The organism is Streptomyces sp. TRD_SC_5, assembly GCF_056836825.1.
In genome coordinates this window covers 2,316,079-2,330,780 of sequence record NZ_JBWZZS010000001.1, presented here as the reverse complement: position 1 = coordinate 2,330,780, position 14,702 = coordinate 2,316,079, and the positions used below count along the sequence as shown (strand labels likewise).

Sequence of the window (14,702 nt, the reverse complement as noted above, 5' to 3'; positions counted from 1 at the left end):
GTTGTAGCGCAGCCCTGGTACTCGGGAGCCACCTGGGTCGGGCCGCGCACTGACCAGAAGACTTTCGCCAGGCCGTGCGTATACCGCGTACGGAACCGGCGAGCTAGACAACAGCTCCCGTGCGGCGCCCGCGCCCCGGACGGCGGTACCGCGCTTCATCGCGCGGACCGGACCGGACCGGAATCAGGTGTGGCGCCCGGGAGCGTGACGGGAGAACCGCCCGCATGCTTGAGCCGAACGATTCCACCGAGCCCTCGGAAGGAACCGCGCGCAACGCGCGTACCGCCGGGGAGACCGACAACAACCACTCGCCCAGCGACACCCTGCCGCCGCGCCGCCGGCGCCGCGCTGCCTCGCGCCCTGCCGGACCGCCGTCCGGTGACGCGAAGGCCGTAGCCCAGCCCGCCGACAGCACAGAGGCCGCGGCTCCGGCCATACCGGCCGGAGAGGGTGCCGTGAGCGACACCAACGAGCCCGCACAGCCCGCCGAGAGCGCGGAGGCCGCTCCGGCCCGTACGCGTCGTCGTGCCACCCGTAAGGCGACGGCGCCCGCCGGGGCGCCGCAGCCCGCCGAGGCGGCGGAGACCCCCGCGGCCCCCGAGACTCCGGCCGCCGAGGCGCCCGCCGTGGAGGAGGCCGCTGCGCCGGCCCGTACGCGTCGTCGTGCCACGCGCAAGGCGACGGCTCCTGCCGGTGCGCCGAAGAGCGAAGAGACGGCTGACGTCGAGGCCGCCGTGGCGGCCGTGCCCGAGGCCGTTGCCGAGGCTGCGGCCGAGGTCGTGGACGAGGCTGCTCCGCCGGCCCGGACGCGTCGTCGTGCCACCCGCAAGGCGACCGCGCCCGCCGGGGCGCCGCAGCCCGCCGAGGCTGAGGCCGGGACCGAGGCGGTCGTGGAGGCCCCTGCGGCTCCCGCCGCAGCGGAAGCCCCCGCTGCCCCCGTCGCCGACGAGGCTGCCGAAGAGGCCCCGCGTGGGCGCAGCCGTCGTCGTGCCACCCGTAAGGCGACCGCGCCCGCCGGTGCGCCGCAGCAGGCCGAAGCCGAAGCTGTAGCCGAAGAGCCGGCGCCCGCCGCCGCCGAGCCCGCCCCGGCGGAGCCCGAGGCCGCACAGGCCGAAGAGGCCCCCCGTGGCCGTACGCCGCGCCGGCGTGCCGGTCGCAAGGCCGCTGACGAGGCGGCCGCCGCAGAGGCCGCCGCGCCGCAGCCCGCCGCCGCGCCCGCCGAGGAGCCGGCGCGTTCGCGCCGCCGTGCGACGCGTCCCGCCGTGGCCGTGTTCCAGGCGCCGGTCTTCACCGAGCCGATGTTCCAGACCCCCGAGACGGCCGCGGCTGCCGCCGCCGCCCGGGAGACGGAGCCGGACTACATCGAAGATGTGGAAGAGGCCGAGGAGGCGGAGGAGACCGTCACCATGGAGGCCCCTCCCGCGCCGCAGCCCGCACCGCGCGGCCGCCGTCGCCGTCGCCGCGGTGAGCCCGCCGAGGACGAGCGCACGGAGCGTCCCGAGCGTACGGAGCGCGCCGAGCGTCCCGAGCGCCCCGTGGAGTCCGCGCCGGAGCCGCAGGAGCCCACCGAGGCCGTCGAGGAAGAGCGCGACGAAGAGGCCCACGAGGAGTCCGACGAGGCAGAGGACCGCAGGGCGCGCCGCCGTCGCCGCGGTGGCCGTCGCCGCCGCCGTGGCGAGCTCGCCGACGCGGAGGAGTCCGAGGAGCAGGACACGTCCGACGAGGCCGCCGCCGAGCGGGTCGAGGAGGACGAAGACCGCGCCGAGGAGGAGGAAGACGAGTCGGGTGCGGGTTCCGCGTCCAGCCGTCGCCGCCGTCGCCGCCGCCGTCGCAGTGGTGACGCGGGCCCCGAGGCCGAGACGAACGGCGTCGACGACCCGGAGCGTACGGTCGTCAAGGTCCGTGAGCCCCGCAAGAAGGAAGCCGAGCGCGAGCCCGGCACCGGCTTCGACGAGGTCCAGTCCATCAAGGGCTCGACCCGTATGGAGGCGAAGAAGCAGCGCCGCCGCGAAGGCCGTGAGCAGGGCCGCCGCCGCGTCCCGATCATCACCGAGGCCGAATTCCTGGCGCGCCGCGAGGCCGTCGAGCGCGTGATGGTCGTACGCCAGAACGGCGACCGCACCCAGATCGGCGTGCTCGAGGACAACATCCTCGTCGAGCACTACGTCAACAAGGAGCAGGCGAGCTCGTACGTCGGCAACGTCTACCTGGGCAAGGTCCAGAACGTACTGCCGTCGATGGAGGCCGCCTTCGTCGACATCGGCAAGGGCCGCAACGCCGTCCTGTACGCCGGTGAGGTCAACTTCGACGCGCTGGGCATGGGCCACGGCCCCCGCCGCATCGAGTCCGCCCTCAAGTCCGGCCAGTCGGTCCTCGTGCAGGTCACGAAGGACCCGATCGGTCACAAGGGTGCCCGCCTCACCAGCCAGGTCTCGCTGCCCGGCCGCTACCTGGTCTACGTGCCCGAGGGCTCGATGACCGGCATCAGCCGCAAGCTGCCCGACACCGAGCGCGCGCGTCTGAAGACCATCCTAAAGAAGATCGTTCCCGAGGACGCGGGCGTCATCGTGCGCACCGCCGCCGAGGGTGCGAGCGAGGACGAGCTGCGCCGCGACGTCGAGCGTCTGCAGCAGCAGTGGGAAGACATTCAGAAGAAGTCGAAGAGCACCGGCGCGACCAGCGGTCCGACCCTGCTCTACGGCGAGCCGGACATGACCGTCCGCGTCGTGCGCGACATCTTCAACGAGGACTTCTCGAAGGTCATCGTCAGCGGTGACGAGGCGTGGCAGACCATCCACGGTTACGTCAACCACGTCGCCCCGGACCTGACGGACCGGCTGTCGCGCTGGACGTCGGAGGTCGACGTCTTCGCGACGTACCGGATCGACGAGCAGCTGATGAAGGCGCTGGACCGCAAGGTCTACCTGCCGAGCGGCGGTTCGCTGGTCATCGACAAGACCGAGGCGATGATCGTCGTCGACGTCAACACCGGCAAGTTCACCGGTCAGGGCGGCAACCTCGAAGAGACCGTGACCAGGAACAACCTGGAGGCGGCCGAGGAGATCGTGCGTCAGCTGCGGCTGCGCGACCTGGGCGGCATCGTCGTCATCGACTTCATCGACATGGTCCTTGAGTCGAACCGCGATCTGGTGCTGCGGCGTCTGCTGGAGTGCCTGGGACGCGACCGTACGAAGCACCAGGTCGCCGAGGTCACCTCGCTGGGCCTGGTCCAGATGACCCGCAAGCGGGTGGGCCAGGGTCTCCTTGAATCCTTCTCCGAGACCTGCGTCCACTGCAACGGGCGCGGCGTGATCGTGCACATGGAGCAGCCGACCGCCGCTGGTGGCGGTGGCGGCGGCAAGCGCGCGAAGAAGCGCGGCCGTGGTGGGGAGGCCGAGCACGAGCACGTGGAGCCGGCCGAGGTCGAGACCGAGGCCGAGGTCGCCGCCGAGGTGGCCGAGCCGATGGCTTTGCCCGAGCCCGCGCCCGAGTTCGTGCCGGACGAGGACCTGTACAGCAGCCCGGCGGAGGCCGAGGCGGCCGCCGGACGCCGTTCGCGCCGTCGTGCGTCGCGCAAGGCGTCGGCTCCGGCCGGAGCGCCGAAGGCCGCCGAGCCGGTGTACGTACCGGAGCCGGAGCCCGCTCCGGAGCCTGCGCCCGTCGCGGAGCCCGAGCCCGAGCCGGTGATCGAGCCCGCGCCCGAGCCCGTGGCGCAGGAGGCCGCCCCGGTCCGGACGCGGCGCCGTGCGACGCGCAAGGCGACGGCTCCGGCCGGTGCGCCGAAGAGCGCCGAGCCGGTCGTGGCCGAAGAGGTCCAGGTCGTCGCTCCCGCCCCCGTGGCCGAGCAGCCGAAGGCCCAGGAGGCCGAGGCCCCGGCCGAGGAGCCCGCAGCGGCGGCTCCGCCGCGTGCGCGCCGTCGTGCGACCCGCAAGGCGTCCGCGCCCGCCGGATCGCCCAAGGGCGCCGAAGAGGCGGCCGTGCTGGTCGTCGAGGCACCGGTGACCGACAAGGGCGCCGAGGCCGCGACCGGCGGTGCTGAAGCTGGTACGGAGGCCGAGGCCGAGGCCGCGGCTCCGGCCAAGAAGGCGGCTCGCAAGACCGCCGCCAAGAAGGCCCCGGCGAAGAAGGCGGCTGCCAAGAAGACCGCCGCGAAGAAGACGACCGCGAAGAAGACGACGGCCAAGAAGGCGTCGGCTTCGAAGAAGACTTCGGCTGCCGAGCAGTCGCAGTCGGCGGTCTCGGCTCCGACCGAGGACTGACCGGGGACCGACCGAAGGTCGTACCTCGCGCAGTAGAGCATTCGTGGGCTGTCCCGGAAGGATCCGGGGCAGCCCACCTTGCTGTCCCCGGACAACCAGAAGTACTTCCCGGAGGCCTCGGAGGAAGACCGAGCCGGTTTCCTCGTCGCGGCGAAGGAGTTCATGGCGCGGGCCGACCCCAAGAAGGTGCCGAAGTTCCCGCCGATCAGCCGGGTGCAGTGGCACCTGGCCGCCCAGGGACGCGCGGACGAGCTCGTCGAGGTGCTGCGGTACGAACGGCAGAACCCGGGGGTCTACCAGGTCAGGGGACTCAGGCGGGCCCGCATCGAGCTGCCGGGCGTGGACCTGGGCGCGCTGCCGCGCGGTTTCTGCTTCGACTTCACCGAGCGGGCTCCCGGGCCCCTGCTCAAGACGTCACCGGAGCTGATCGACGCGATCCGGAACATCGACTCGGTGTCGGTGGAGTACCAAGGAGAAGTACGACCGGTTCGTGAAGGACTTCTGCGAGCCTTCGGACGGCCGCGCCTCCGCGCGGGTGGTCGACAGGATGCTGGAGATCGCGGCGGGGGAGTGACCCCGGGGCCCCGGGAGTGACCCGTAGGGACCCGGTTTGACCCTCCGCCGCGCGGGCCCGTACTCTTGACCGTCGGCGTGTTTTTGTGCACGCCATCTCCTGAGCACCTCCCTTCCGGCACTCCCTCGGAGAGCCGCTAGAGGCCGCTCGTCCATTCGGACTCGTCGCGGGCCCCACGGCCCGTGCGAGCGGCTGGCATCAGGGGTCCCGTCCCGAGCGAAAGAGAGATCAGCGTGTACGCCATCGTGCGCAGCGGTGGTCGCCAGCACAAGGTTGCTGTCGACGACATCGTTGAGGTTGACAAGATTCCCACGGCCAAGGTTGGCGACACGGTCGAGCTCTCGACCCTGCTCGTGGTCGACGGCGACTCCGTCACCAGCGACCCGTGGGTCCTGGCCGGCATCAAGGTCACCGCCGAGGTCGTGGACCACCACAAGGGTGCCAAGATCGACATCCTTCGGTACAAGAACAAGACCGGCTACCGCCGTCGCCAGGGTCACCGCCAGCAGTACACGGCGATCAAGGTCACCGGTATCCCCACGGCTGCGAAGTAAGGGACTGAGACATGGCACACAAGAAGGGCGCATCGTCCACTCGGAACGGTCGCGACTCAAATGCCCAGCGGCTCGGCGTGAAGCGCTTCGGCGGTCAGGCCGTCAACGCCGGTGAGATCCTGGTCCGCCAGCGCGGCACCCACTTCCACCCGGGCACGAGCGTCGGCCGTGGCGGCGACGACACGCTGTTCGCGCTCGCCGCGGGTGCGGTCGAGTTCGGCACGCACCGTGGCCGCAAGGTTGTGAACATCGTTCCGATCGCCGAGTAATTCCGGCTTTCGTCGAGCGATACACACAGCACTTTCCGAGGGCGGACGCTCTTTCCCGGGGAACGGGGAAGCGCGGCCGCCCTTGGCGTGTTACGTATGTAGACATTTCCGTATGTACTGGAGGACCCACCCATGACCACCTTCGTGGACCGCGTCGAACTGCATGTCGCCGCGGGTAACGGAGGCCACGGCTGCGCCTCCGTACACCGTGAGAAGTTCAAGCCGCTGGGCGGCCCGGACGGCGGCAACGGCGGGCGTGGCGGCGACGTCACCCTCGTCGTCGACCAGTCCGTGACCACCCTGCTGGACTATCACCACAGCCCCCACCGCAAGGCCACCAACGGCCAGCCCGGCGCGGGTGACAACCGCTCCGGCAAGGACGGACAGGACCTGGTCCTGCCCGTTCCCGACGGCACCGTGGTCCTCGACAAGGACGGCAACGTCCTGGCCGACATGGTCGGCCACGGCACGACGTACGTCGCCGGTGAGGGCGGCCGCGGCGGCCTCGGCAACGCGGCGCTGGCCTCGGCCCGCCGCAAGGCGCCCGGTTTCGCGCTGCTCGGTGAGCCGGGCAAGGGCGGCGACATCGTCCTGGAGCTCAAGACCGTCGCCGACGTGGCGCTGGTCGGCTACCCGAGCGCCGGCAAGTCCTCGCTGATCTCGGTGCTGAGCGCGGCGAAGCCGAAGATCGCGGACTACCCGTTCACGACGCTCGTACCCAACCTCGGTGTCGTGACGGCGGGTTCGACCGTCTACACGATCGCCGACGTGCCCGGTCTGATCCCCGGCGCGAGCCAGGGCCGTGGCCTGGGACTGGAGTTCCTGCGGCACGTCGAGCGCTGCTCGGTGCTCGTGCACGTACTGGACACGGCGACTCTCGAGTCCGACCGTGACCCGATCACCGACCTGGACGTGATCGAGGAGGAGCTGGCGCAGTACGGCGGTCTGGGCGACCGGCCGCGTGTCGTCGTCCTCAACAAGATCGACATCCCGGACGGCCAGGAGCTGGCGGACATGATCCGCCCGGACCTGGAGGCGCGTGGTTACAGCGTCTACGAGGTCTCGGCGGTCGCGCACATCGGCCTCAAGGAGCTTTCCTTCGCGCTGGCAGAGGTCGTCTCCAAGTCGCGTGCGGCGAAGCCCAAGGAGGAGTCGACCCGGGTCGTCATCCGTCCGAAGGCCGTCGACGACGCGGGCTTCACGATCACCGAGGAAGAGGGCGTCTACCACGTGCGCGGCGAGAAGCCGGAGCGCTGGGTGCGCCAGACCGACTTCAGCAACGACGAGGCCGTGGGCTACCTCGCGGACCGTCTCGCGCGCCTCGGTGTCGAGGACAGGCTGATGAAGGCCGGTGCGCGTGCGGGTGACGCGGTGGCGATCGGTGCGGAGGACAACGCGGTCGTCTTCGACTGGGAGCCGACGGTGATGGCGGGTGCGGAGATGCTCGGCCGCCGTGGTGAGGACCACCGCTTGGACGCCCCGCGTCCGGCGGCGACGCGGCGCAGGGACCGCGAGGCCGAGCGCGACGACTCGCAGCGCGAGTACGACGAGTTCAAGCCCTTCTAGGGGCCGGCGCGGGGCCCCGGCGGGCGAGCGATGTCACCTGTGGCATCGCTCACCACCGGGCGCCTGCGGCGCTTTTCCCCTATCCGCCCCTTCCGCTGTGACATTTTGCGGCTCCGCCGAGTGAGGGGCTCCCGCCCCAGTGCGGGAAGGGGCGGGTGGGGGAAAACCCCCCGCAGGCATACCAGCGGTTTCGTACAGGTGTCGGCCGGGGGACGTCCGCCTTGCGAGACGGTCACGGAGAGTGCGACCATCGCGTTTGTCTCCCAGCCCTCGCAAGGTAGGTCGTCTGTGTCTGTGCAGCCCATAGCCAAGCCCCGAACCACAGCAGTAGTGCTCGCCGGTGGTACCGGTCAGCGTGTGGGTCTGTCGATCCCCAAGCAGCTGCTGAAGATCGCAGGCAAGGCGGTCATCGAGCACACCCTGTCGATCTTCCAACAGGCCGACGGCATCGACGACATCATCGTTCTCATGGCGCCGGGCTACGTGCCCGACGTAGAGAAGATCGTCGCGAAGGCCGGCCTCACCAAGGTCACCAAGGTCATCGAGGGCGGTACGACGCGCAACGAGACCACCGAGCGTGCCATTTCCGCGCTCGGCGAAGGCCTCGCCGAGGGCGAGGACCGCAACGTCCTCTTCCATGACGCGGTGCGCCCCCTCCTGTCACAGCGTGTGATCCAGGACTGCGTCGACGCGCTCGACCGCTACCAGGCGGTCGACGTGGCCATCCCGTCCGCGGACACGATCATCGTGACGCGTACGCACGGCGGCGACGGCGAGTTCATCACAGAGGTCCCGGACCGGTCCCGGCTGCGCCGCGGCCAGACCCCGCAGGCCTTCAAGCTCAGCACCATCCGCAGGGCGTACGAAGTTGCCGCCGGCGACCCGAACTTCCAGGCCACCGACGACTGCTCGGTCGTGCTCAAGTACCTGCCCGACGTGCCGATCTACGTCGTCGCGGGCGACGAGTACAACATGAAGGTGACGCAGCCGGTCGACGTCTTCATCGCCGACAAGCTGTTCCAGCTCGCCTCCACCGCCGCCCCGCAGCAGGCCGACGAGGCCGCGTACCGAGAGCTGCTGGCCGGCAAGACGCTGGTCGTCTTCGGCGGCTCGTACGGCATCGGCGCGGACATCGCGACCCTCGCGACGAGTTACGGCGCCAAGGTGTACGCACTGGGCCGCTCCACCACCGGTACGCACGTCGAGAACCCCGAGCACGTCGACGACGCCCTGTCGAAGGCGTACTCGGAGACCGGCCGCGTCGACTACGTGATCAACACGGCGGGCGTGCTCCGCATCGGCAAGCTCGCCGAGACGGACAACACGACGATCCAGGAAGCGCTGAACGTCAACTACCTGGCTCCCGTGCAGATCGCCCGCGCCTCGCACAAGTACCTCGCCGAGACCAAGGGCCAGCTGCTGCTCTACACCTCCAGCAGCTACACCCGCGGCCGCGCCGAGTACAGCCTCTACTCCTCCACGAAGGCCGCCATGGTGAACCTCACCCAGGCCCTCGCGGACGAGTGGGCGGGCGACGGCGTGCGCGTGAACTGCGTCAACCCGGAGCGCACGGCGACCCCGATGCGCACCAAGGCGTTCGGCGACGAGCCCGCGGGCTCGCTGCTGTCCTCCGAGGCCGTGGCGCGTACGTCGCTGGACGTGCTGCTCTCGGAGCTCACCGGTCACGTCATCGACGTACGGCAGGTGGACCCGACCCGTGGCGCTTCCGAGGCGTCGGGCTTCGAGCAGGCGCTGGCTGCCGTCCTGGACCGTCAGGAAGATGTGTAATACTGCTCGACAATCTAAGATTCGGGCCTCTGTAGTCGCCAAACAGCGATATGCAGAGGCCCGACTTCGTGGAGCTGGACTTCACATTTCCGTTTCCATCGCACCGTAAATAACCGGCACCCCTCTGGAGCAGGTTCTTCGTGATTTCGACCGCCATCCGTCTGGCCCGTGTGGGCAGCGGGTCCGAACTGGCCGCCGCCGCCGTCATCGCGCTCGGGTATCCGTGCGTCATGCTGGCCGCGCTGATCCCGAACCTGTGGTTCTTCGCGGCCGCAGTCGCCGCGACGTACCTCGCGGACCGGCATCTGCACCAGCGCGGCAGCTACTTGATCAACCGTCTCGGCAAGGTCCGGGCCGGTCTCTCGATCCGCTTCCTGGTGCGCCAGCTGCTGCTGATCCTCCTGCTGGCCCGCATGCAGCTGGCCGAGCAGTCGATCTTCTACGTGACGATCGCCGGCCTGCTGCTGTTCTACGCGCTCCAGGCCCCGCACGGCGCGCTCGTCACCCTGATCCGCCTGCGCCGCAGGATGCCGGTGGTCACCCGCAACATCGACCTCGGCATGCTGAACATCCCGCCGGCCCCGCCCCAGGGACTGCTGAACCGGTCCGCCGAGAAGATGCTGCATCTCGACGTCTTCGCCGTGGCGGGCGTGCTGATCGCGGTCCAGAGCGGCGACTACGTCTTCGGCTACACGGGCCTCGCGCTCACCCTGGCCCTGGCCGTCGCCTACGTCGCGGTGCTGCTGCCGTTCCTGCGGCGCGGCCGCCGCGTCCCGCCCGTCGACACCGTCCTGGAGGGCGTCGACACCTGGCTGCGCGACTACCGCCCGACCACGGTCCTGTACTTCTCCGGCTCCCGTGAGTCGGCGTACCAGGTCAACATGTGGCTCGAGACGATGAAGCAGCTCGACGGCAGGCCGCTGATCGTCCTGCGCGAGCGCCACATCGTGCCGCAGCTGGCCCCGACGTCGGTGCCGGTGATCTGCGTTCCCAGCGCGACGCACCTCATGAACATGGACATGTCCACGGTCCGGGTCGCGCTGTATGCCGCCAACGTCGGCAAGAACATCCACATGCTGCGCATCCCCACCATGAAGCACGTCTTCATCGGGCACGGCGACAGCGACAAGGTCGCGAGCATCAACCCGTTCAGCAAGGTGTACGACGAGGTGTGGAGCGCGGGCCGGGCCGGCCGCGACCGCTACGCGCTCGCCGACGTCGGCGTCCGCGACGAGGACATCGTCGAGGTGGGCCGCCCGCAGCTCGCCCCGATCAAGTCCTGGAGCGGTACGGCGAGGAACCCCGTCCCCACCGTTCTGTACGCCCCCACGTGGGAGGGCTGGGACGACAACCCGGGCAACACCTCGATCCTGCTGGCCGGCGAGAACATCGTCAGGCGCCTGCTGGACGCCGAGAAGCCCGTCAGGGTGCTCTACAAGCCGCACCCCTTCACCGGGACGCGCAGCCCCAGGGCCAAGGCCGTACACGCCCGTATCACCGCCATGGTGGAGGCGGCGGCCGCCGAGCGTGCCGCCGACCCCCGCTGGGCGAAGGACGCAGCCGCGCTCCAGGCGGAGCAGGCCGCGGCGAAGGCCGAGCTGGCCCGTATCGAGGCACGCCTCGGTGAGCTGGGGGCCAAGGGCAAGGGCGTCGCCAAGAACGGCAAGGACGAGGCCGAGATCTCGCGTGACGCGCTGCCCGATCCGGCGCGCGAGGCGGAACTGGCGAAGCTCAGGGACGAGTGGAACGACGCGTACTGGCGCTCGTTCGGGTGGTGGGAGCACCGGGTCATCGCCGACGCCGAGCCGCGCCTGTACGACTGCTTCAACGAGTCGGACGGCATGGTCTCCGACATCTCCAGCGTCGTGTCGGACTTCATCGCGAGCGGCAAGCCGTACGCCGTGACCGACTCCGCCGAGCTGGGCGTCGAGGAGTTCAAGCAGCAGAACACCGCCGTACGCGCGGCCGTGATCCTCGACAACGGCGCCGCACAGCTCGGTGAGCTGCTCGCCGCCATCACGGGCGGCGTGAGCGCCGACGCGCTGGCGGAGGCGCGGCGTGAGCTGAAGGCGTACCTGCTCGGTCCCGACGAGCCCGCGTCCATCGTGCAGTTCAACGACGCCGTACGGGACCTGGCGGCCAAGTCCGAGGCCCGCAACCAGGGAGTGGCTCAGCGCACCGGCGTCGAGGTCGCCGAAACCGCGGCGGATCCGAGCGACTCCGCGCCGGAGGCCACCGGGGTCGACTCGACTGTGGCGGGCTGACCTCCGGACGTCCGCCGGCTGGTCCATACCCGGACAAAGGTCTAAAACCGGCCCGGCAGGGCGTCTTTCGAGACGTTCTGTCGGGCCTTTCGTGTGCGATGTGGCGAGCGTCACGTGGAAAAGTAACGATGGTGAACAACCACACCCATGTGCCGACTGTCTTGGATGTCGATGAACGAGAATAAGACGGGCATGGCCGCAGTCGAGATTCCCGATGTAACCGTGATCATCGGTGCGTACGAGGCGATGCCTTACCTGATCCCCTGCTTGGAGTCGGTCGAAGCCCAGACGCTGGGCGCCGACCGCATAGAGATCGTGGCCGTCGACGACGGCTCGACCGACGGGACCGGAGAGTATCTCGACGAGTTCGCAGCCAGGAGCAAGGTCTCCACGCGCGTGGTTCACCAGGAGAATTCCGGTGGACCCAGCGGCCCCCGCAACGTAGGTCTCGGCATGGCCCGCGGCCGCTATGTCTTCTTCCTCGACGCCGACGACTACCTCGGCGACGAGGCGCTTGAGCGCATGGTCGCGATGGCCGACCGCAACGGCACGGACGTCGTACTGGGCAAGATCGAGGGCGTCGGGCGCGGTGCGCCCAAGTCCATGTTCGGCCGCACTCTGGAGCGTACGGACCTCTTCTCCTCCAACATCAAGTTCACGCTCAGCGCGGAGAAACTCTTCCGGCGCGAGCTGCTGGAGAAGCACAAGATGCGCTTCGATCAGCAGCTGTACACCGGTGAGGACGCGCGCTTCACCCTCGAAGCGTATGTGCGAAGCGCCGGGGTCTCGATCGTCGCCGACTACGTCTGCCTCTACATCGTGCGCCGCGACGACGGCAAGCACATTACGCAGAGCGGCAGTTACGAGATGCGCTTCGACTCGGCGACGGCCCTGATGGATCTGATCGCCGAGTTCTTCCCGCCGGGTGAGAAGCGGGACGAGCTGATGATCCGGCCCTTCGTCATCACGCTGCTGCCGCAGTTCGACCACCGCTGGCTGAAGGCGAAGACCGGCACACGCCAGCACAAGATCGAGCTGGCGCAGCCGCTCACGGAGAAGTACTGGGCGCCGGGCGTGGCCCGCCGGCTGAAGGTGCCCGAGCGGCTGCGGATGCATTACGTCGCCGAGGGGCGGGCGGATCTCCTGGAGGACCACCTGAAGTTCCTCGAGGCGAAGGAAGTGCCCGAGGTGATCCGCAAGGGCTCGGCGGGCAAGCCGTACCTCGCGTACCCGCACTTCGGGGACAAGAAGGCGGGCGTACCCGACGAGATGTTCGCCGTCACGGTCTCGGAGTGGGTCGGCGGGGTGCGCGTGAGCGCGCCCAAGTCCGCCAGACCCAAGCCGTCCTTCGCGCGGCGCGTGGTGCGCAAGCTGCGCAGGATGGCGCGGGGCGCGGTGGCGGGTCGCACGGTCAGCTCCTGACGGAGAGTCACCCGGCCTCTGGTTCGAGTCCCGAATCCTCCTGAGTTCCTGCTGGGCGCGAGGGAGATGAACCAGAGGCCGGGTGACCGCGGGCGGCGTTCGCCCGGGCGCTTCCCTCGCCGGCCCCCGGCGAGCGGCCGTCCACGGGGCGAAATGCGGAGGCGGCGTCCGGAGCGGCTCACGTACATTGCGGGGAGAACCGGGCGAGCAAGAGTGGGTGTCTGTACGTGTCAGGGGCAAGGCAGGGCGTAGCAGAGGCCCGCAGGATCGTTGTGAAGGTCGGCTCCTCCTCACTCACCACCGCGTCGGGGGGGCTCGACGCGGACCGGGTCGACGCGCTCGTCGACGTACTGGCCAAGACGCGCAGCGGCGGTGAGAAGGAGATCGTGCTCGTGTCGAGCGGCGCCATCGCCGCCGGACTCGCGCCGCTGGGTCTTGCCCGCCGGCCCAAGGACCTTGCCAGGCAGCAGGCCGCCGCCAGCGTCGGCCAGGGCCTGCTCGTGGCCCGCTACACCGCCTCCTTCGCGCGCTACGGCGTGCGCGTCGGCCAGGTGCTGCTGACCACCGACGACACGAGCCGCCGCGCGCACTACCGCAACGCCTACCGGACACTGGACCAGCTCCTCGCCATGGGAGCCGTTCCGGTCGTCAACGAGAACGACACCGTGGCCACGGACGAGATCCGCTTCGGCGACAACGACCGGCTCGCCGCCCTCGTCGCCCATCTCGTACGGGCCGACCTGCTCATTCTCCTGTCCGACGTGGACGGGCTGTACGACGGCGACCCCAGTCTCCCGGGCACCACGCGCATCGACGAGGTGCGCGGCCCCGACGACATCGCGCACGTCTCCATCGGCAGCGCGGGCAAGGCAGGCGTCGGCACCGGCGGCATGGTGACCAAGGTCGAGGCCGCCCGTATCGCCGCGGCCGCCGGCATCCCCGTCGTCCTCACCTCCGCCAGCCACGCCGCCGACGCCCTCGCCGGCCGTGACACGGGCACCCACTTCCACCGCACCGGCCGCCGCAGCGCCGACCGGCTCCTGTGGCTCGCCCACGCCTCGACGCCGCAGGGCGCGCTGGTGCTCGACGACGGGGCGGTACGTGCCGTGGTCGAGCGGCGTACGTCGCTGCTGCCCGCCGGAATCGCCGGCGTCGAGGGCGAGTTCAGCGCCGGTGACCCGGTGGAGCTGCGGGACGCGGCGGGTGTGGCCGTCGCGCGCGGACTCGTCAACTACGACGCCAAGGAGATCCCGCAGCTGCTCGGCCGCTCCACCCGTGACCTGGCGAAGGAGCTCGGGCCGGCGTACGAGCGCGAAGTCGTACACAGGGACGATCTGGTCGTTCTCCACCCCTGAAACGGCTGAAAGACCCGCCTCGCGGCAGAGACCTTCCGGAAAACCGCCCCGCGCCAGGCCCAGGACTGGTCAACTTTGTTGCGGGGGAAACAGCGCGGGGTACAGCTCAGCAACGCATTACAGGAGGCCGCCGGTGAGACGAGCGCGTCCGGGGGCGCTGCCCCGAGGGACGGCCGAGCGCGCCCTGACCAGTGTCGGGGCGGGGGCGGACTTCGACGACGCCCCGGAGCAGGACCAGGGGCCGGCGCCCGGCCATGAGGCCCACGACACGCGGGAGGCGTCGAGGCTCTGGCACATCACCCTCAGCGTCTCGGGCGCCGAGGCGCCGCTGCAGGAGGTCAGGCGAGGTCTGGAACAGCTCGCCCACGACCATCCCTTTCTGCTGACCAGCAGATACGCCGACGACCACGCGGAGATCCGGTACTGGGAAGAGGCGCGGGACCTGCACGACGCCGCGGCCGTCGCGCTGCGGCTGTGGGGCGAGCACCGGTCGACGTCGAAGCTGCCGCCGTGGGAGATCGTGGGCCTGGAGGTCATCGACCGGGACACCTATCACCAGCGGATCGCCGAGGGGTACGGCCCGCCGCCCGCGGCGCCGGTCGGCGTGCATCCGTACTGACTGCTGTGATCGTGGGGGCGCGGCCGTGCCCG

General features: G+C 70.3%; 9 protein-coding genes and 1 pseudogene. All 10 read left to right on the top strand.

What is annotated here, in order from left to right:
* The first annotated feature begins 224 nt into the window (after nt 1-224).
* The 10 genes and pseudogenes from AC1P0E_RS10725 (at nt 225) to AC1P0E_RS10680 (ending at nt 14,670) form a co-directional block, all read left to right on the top strand.
* Nucleotides 225-4,259: an Rne/Rng family ribonuclease gene (locus AC1P0E_RS10725; protein ID WP_482741942.1), complete on the top strand. Its 4,035-nt coding sequence runs from the start codon at nt 225-227 to the stop codon at nt 4,257-4,259.
* A gap of 360 nt (nt 4,260-4,619) precedes the next feature.
* Nucleotides 4,620-4,833: pseudogene (locus AC1P0E_RS10720) on the top strand (CDP-glycerol glycerophosphotransferase family protein); the annotation flags it as partial.
* Nucleotides 4,834-5,066: 233 nt separating this feature from the next.
* Entirely contained in the window at nt 5,067-5,387 is a 321-nt protein-coding gene (gene rplU, locus AC1P0E_RS10715; protein WP_028813461.1) for a 50S ribosomal protein L21, read from the top strand.
* Nucleotides 5,388-5,398: 11 nt separating this feature from the next.
* Nucleotides 5,399-5,656 (top strand): 50S ribosomal protein L27, encoded by a 258-nt coding sequence (gene rpmA, locus AC1P0E_RS10710; RefSeq protein WP_482741941.1) that lies wholly within the window; start codon nt 5,399-5,401, stop codon nt 5,654-5,656.
* Between the two features lie 132 nt (nt 5,657-5,788).
* Nucleotides 5,789-7,222: a GTPase ObgE gene (obgE, locus tag AC1P0E_RS10705; protein WP_482741940.1), complete on the top strand. Its 1,434-nt coding sequence runs from the start codon at nt 5,789-5,791 to the stop codon at nt 7,220-7,222.
* Nucleotides 7,223-7,510: 288 nt separating this feature from the next.
* Nucleotides 7,511-9,010, top strand: a complete 1,500-nt coding sequence (locus tag AC1P0E_RS10700) for an SDR family NAD(P)-dependent oxidoreductase (protein WP_482741939.1) — start codon at nt 7,511-7,513, stop codon at nt 9,008-9,010.
* Between the two features lie 140 nt (nt 9,011-9,150).
* Nucleotides 9,151-11,274, top strand: a complete 2,124-nt coding sequence (locus AC1P0E_RS10695) for a hypothetical protein (protein WP_482741938.1) — start codon at nt 9,151-9,153, stop codon at nt 11,272-11,274.
* A gap of 165 nt (nt 11,275-11,439) precedes the next feature.
* Nucleotides 11,440-12,696, top strand: coding sequence for a glycosyltransferase family 2 protein (locus AC1P0E_RS10690; RefSeq protein WP_482741937.1), 1,257 nt, complete (start codon nt 11,440-11,442; stop codon nt 12,694-12,696).
* Between the two features lie 227 nt (nt 12,697-12,923).
* Nucleotides 12,924-14,051 (top strand): glutamate 5-kinase, encoded by a 1,128-nt coding sequence (gene proB / locus AC1P0E_RS10685; protein WP_482741936.1) that lies wholly within the window; start codon nt 12,924-12,926, stop codon nt 14,049-14,051.
* Nucleotides 14,052-14,184: 133 nt separating this feature from the next.
* Nucleotides 14,185-14,670 carry a hypothetical protein gene (locus AC1P0E_RS10680; RefSeq protein ID WP_482741935.1) on the top strand — a complete coding sequence of 162 codons (486 nt, stop codon included), beginning with the start codon at nt 14,185-14,187 and terminating at the stop codon, nt 14,668-14,670.
* Nucleotides 14,671-14,702: the final 32 nt, after the last annotated feature.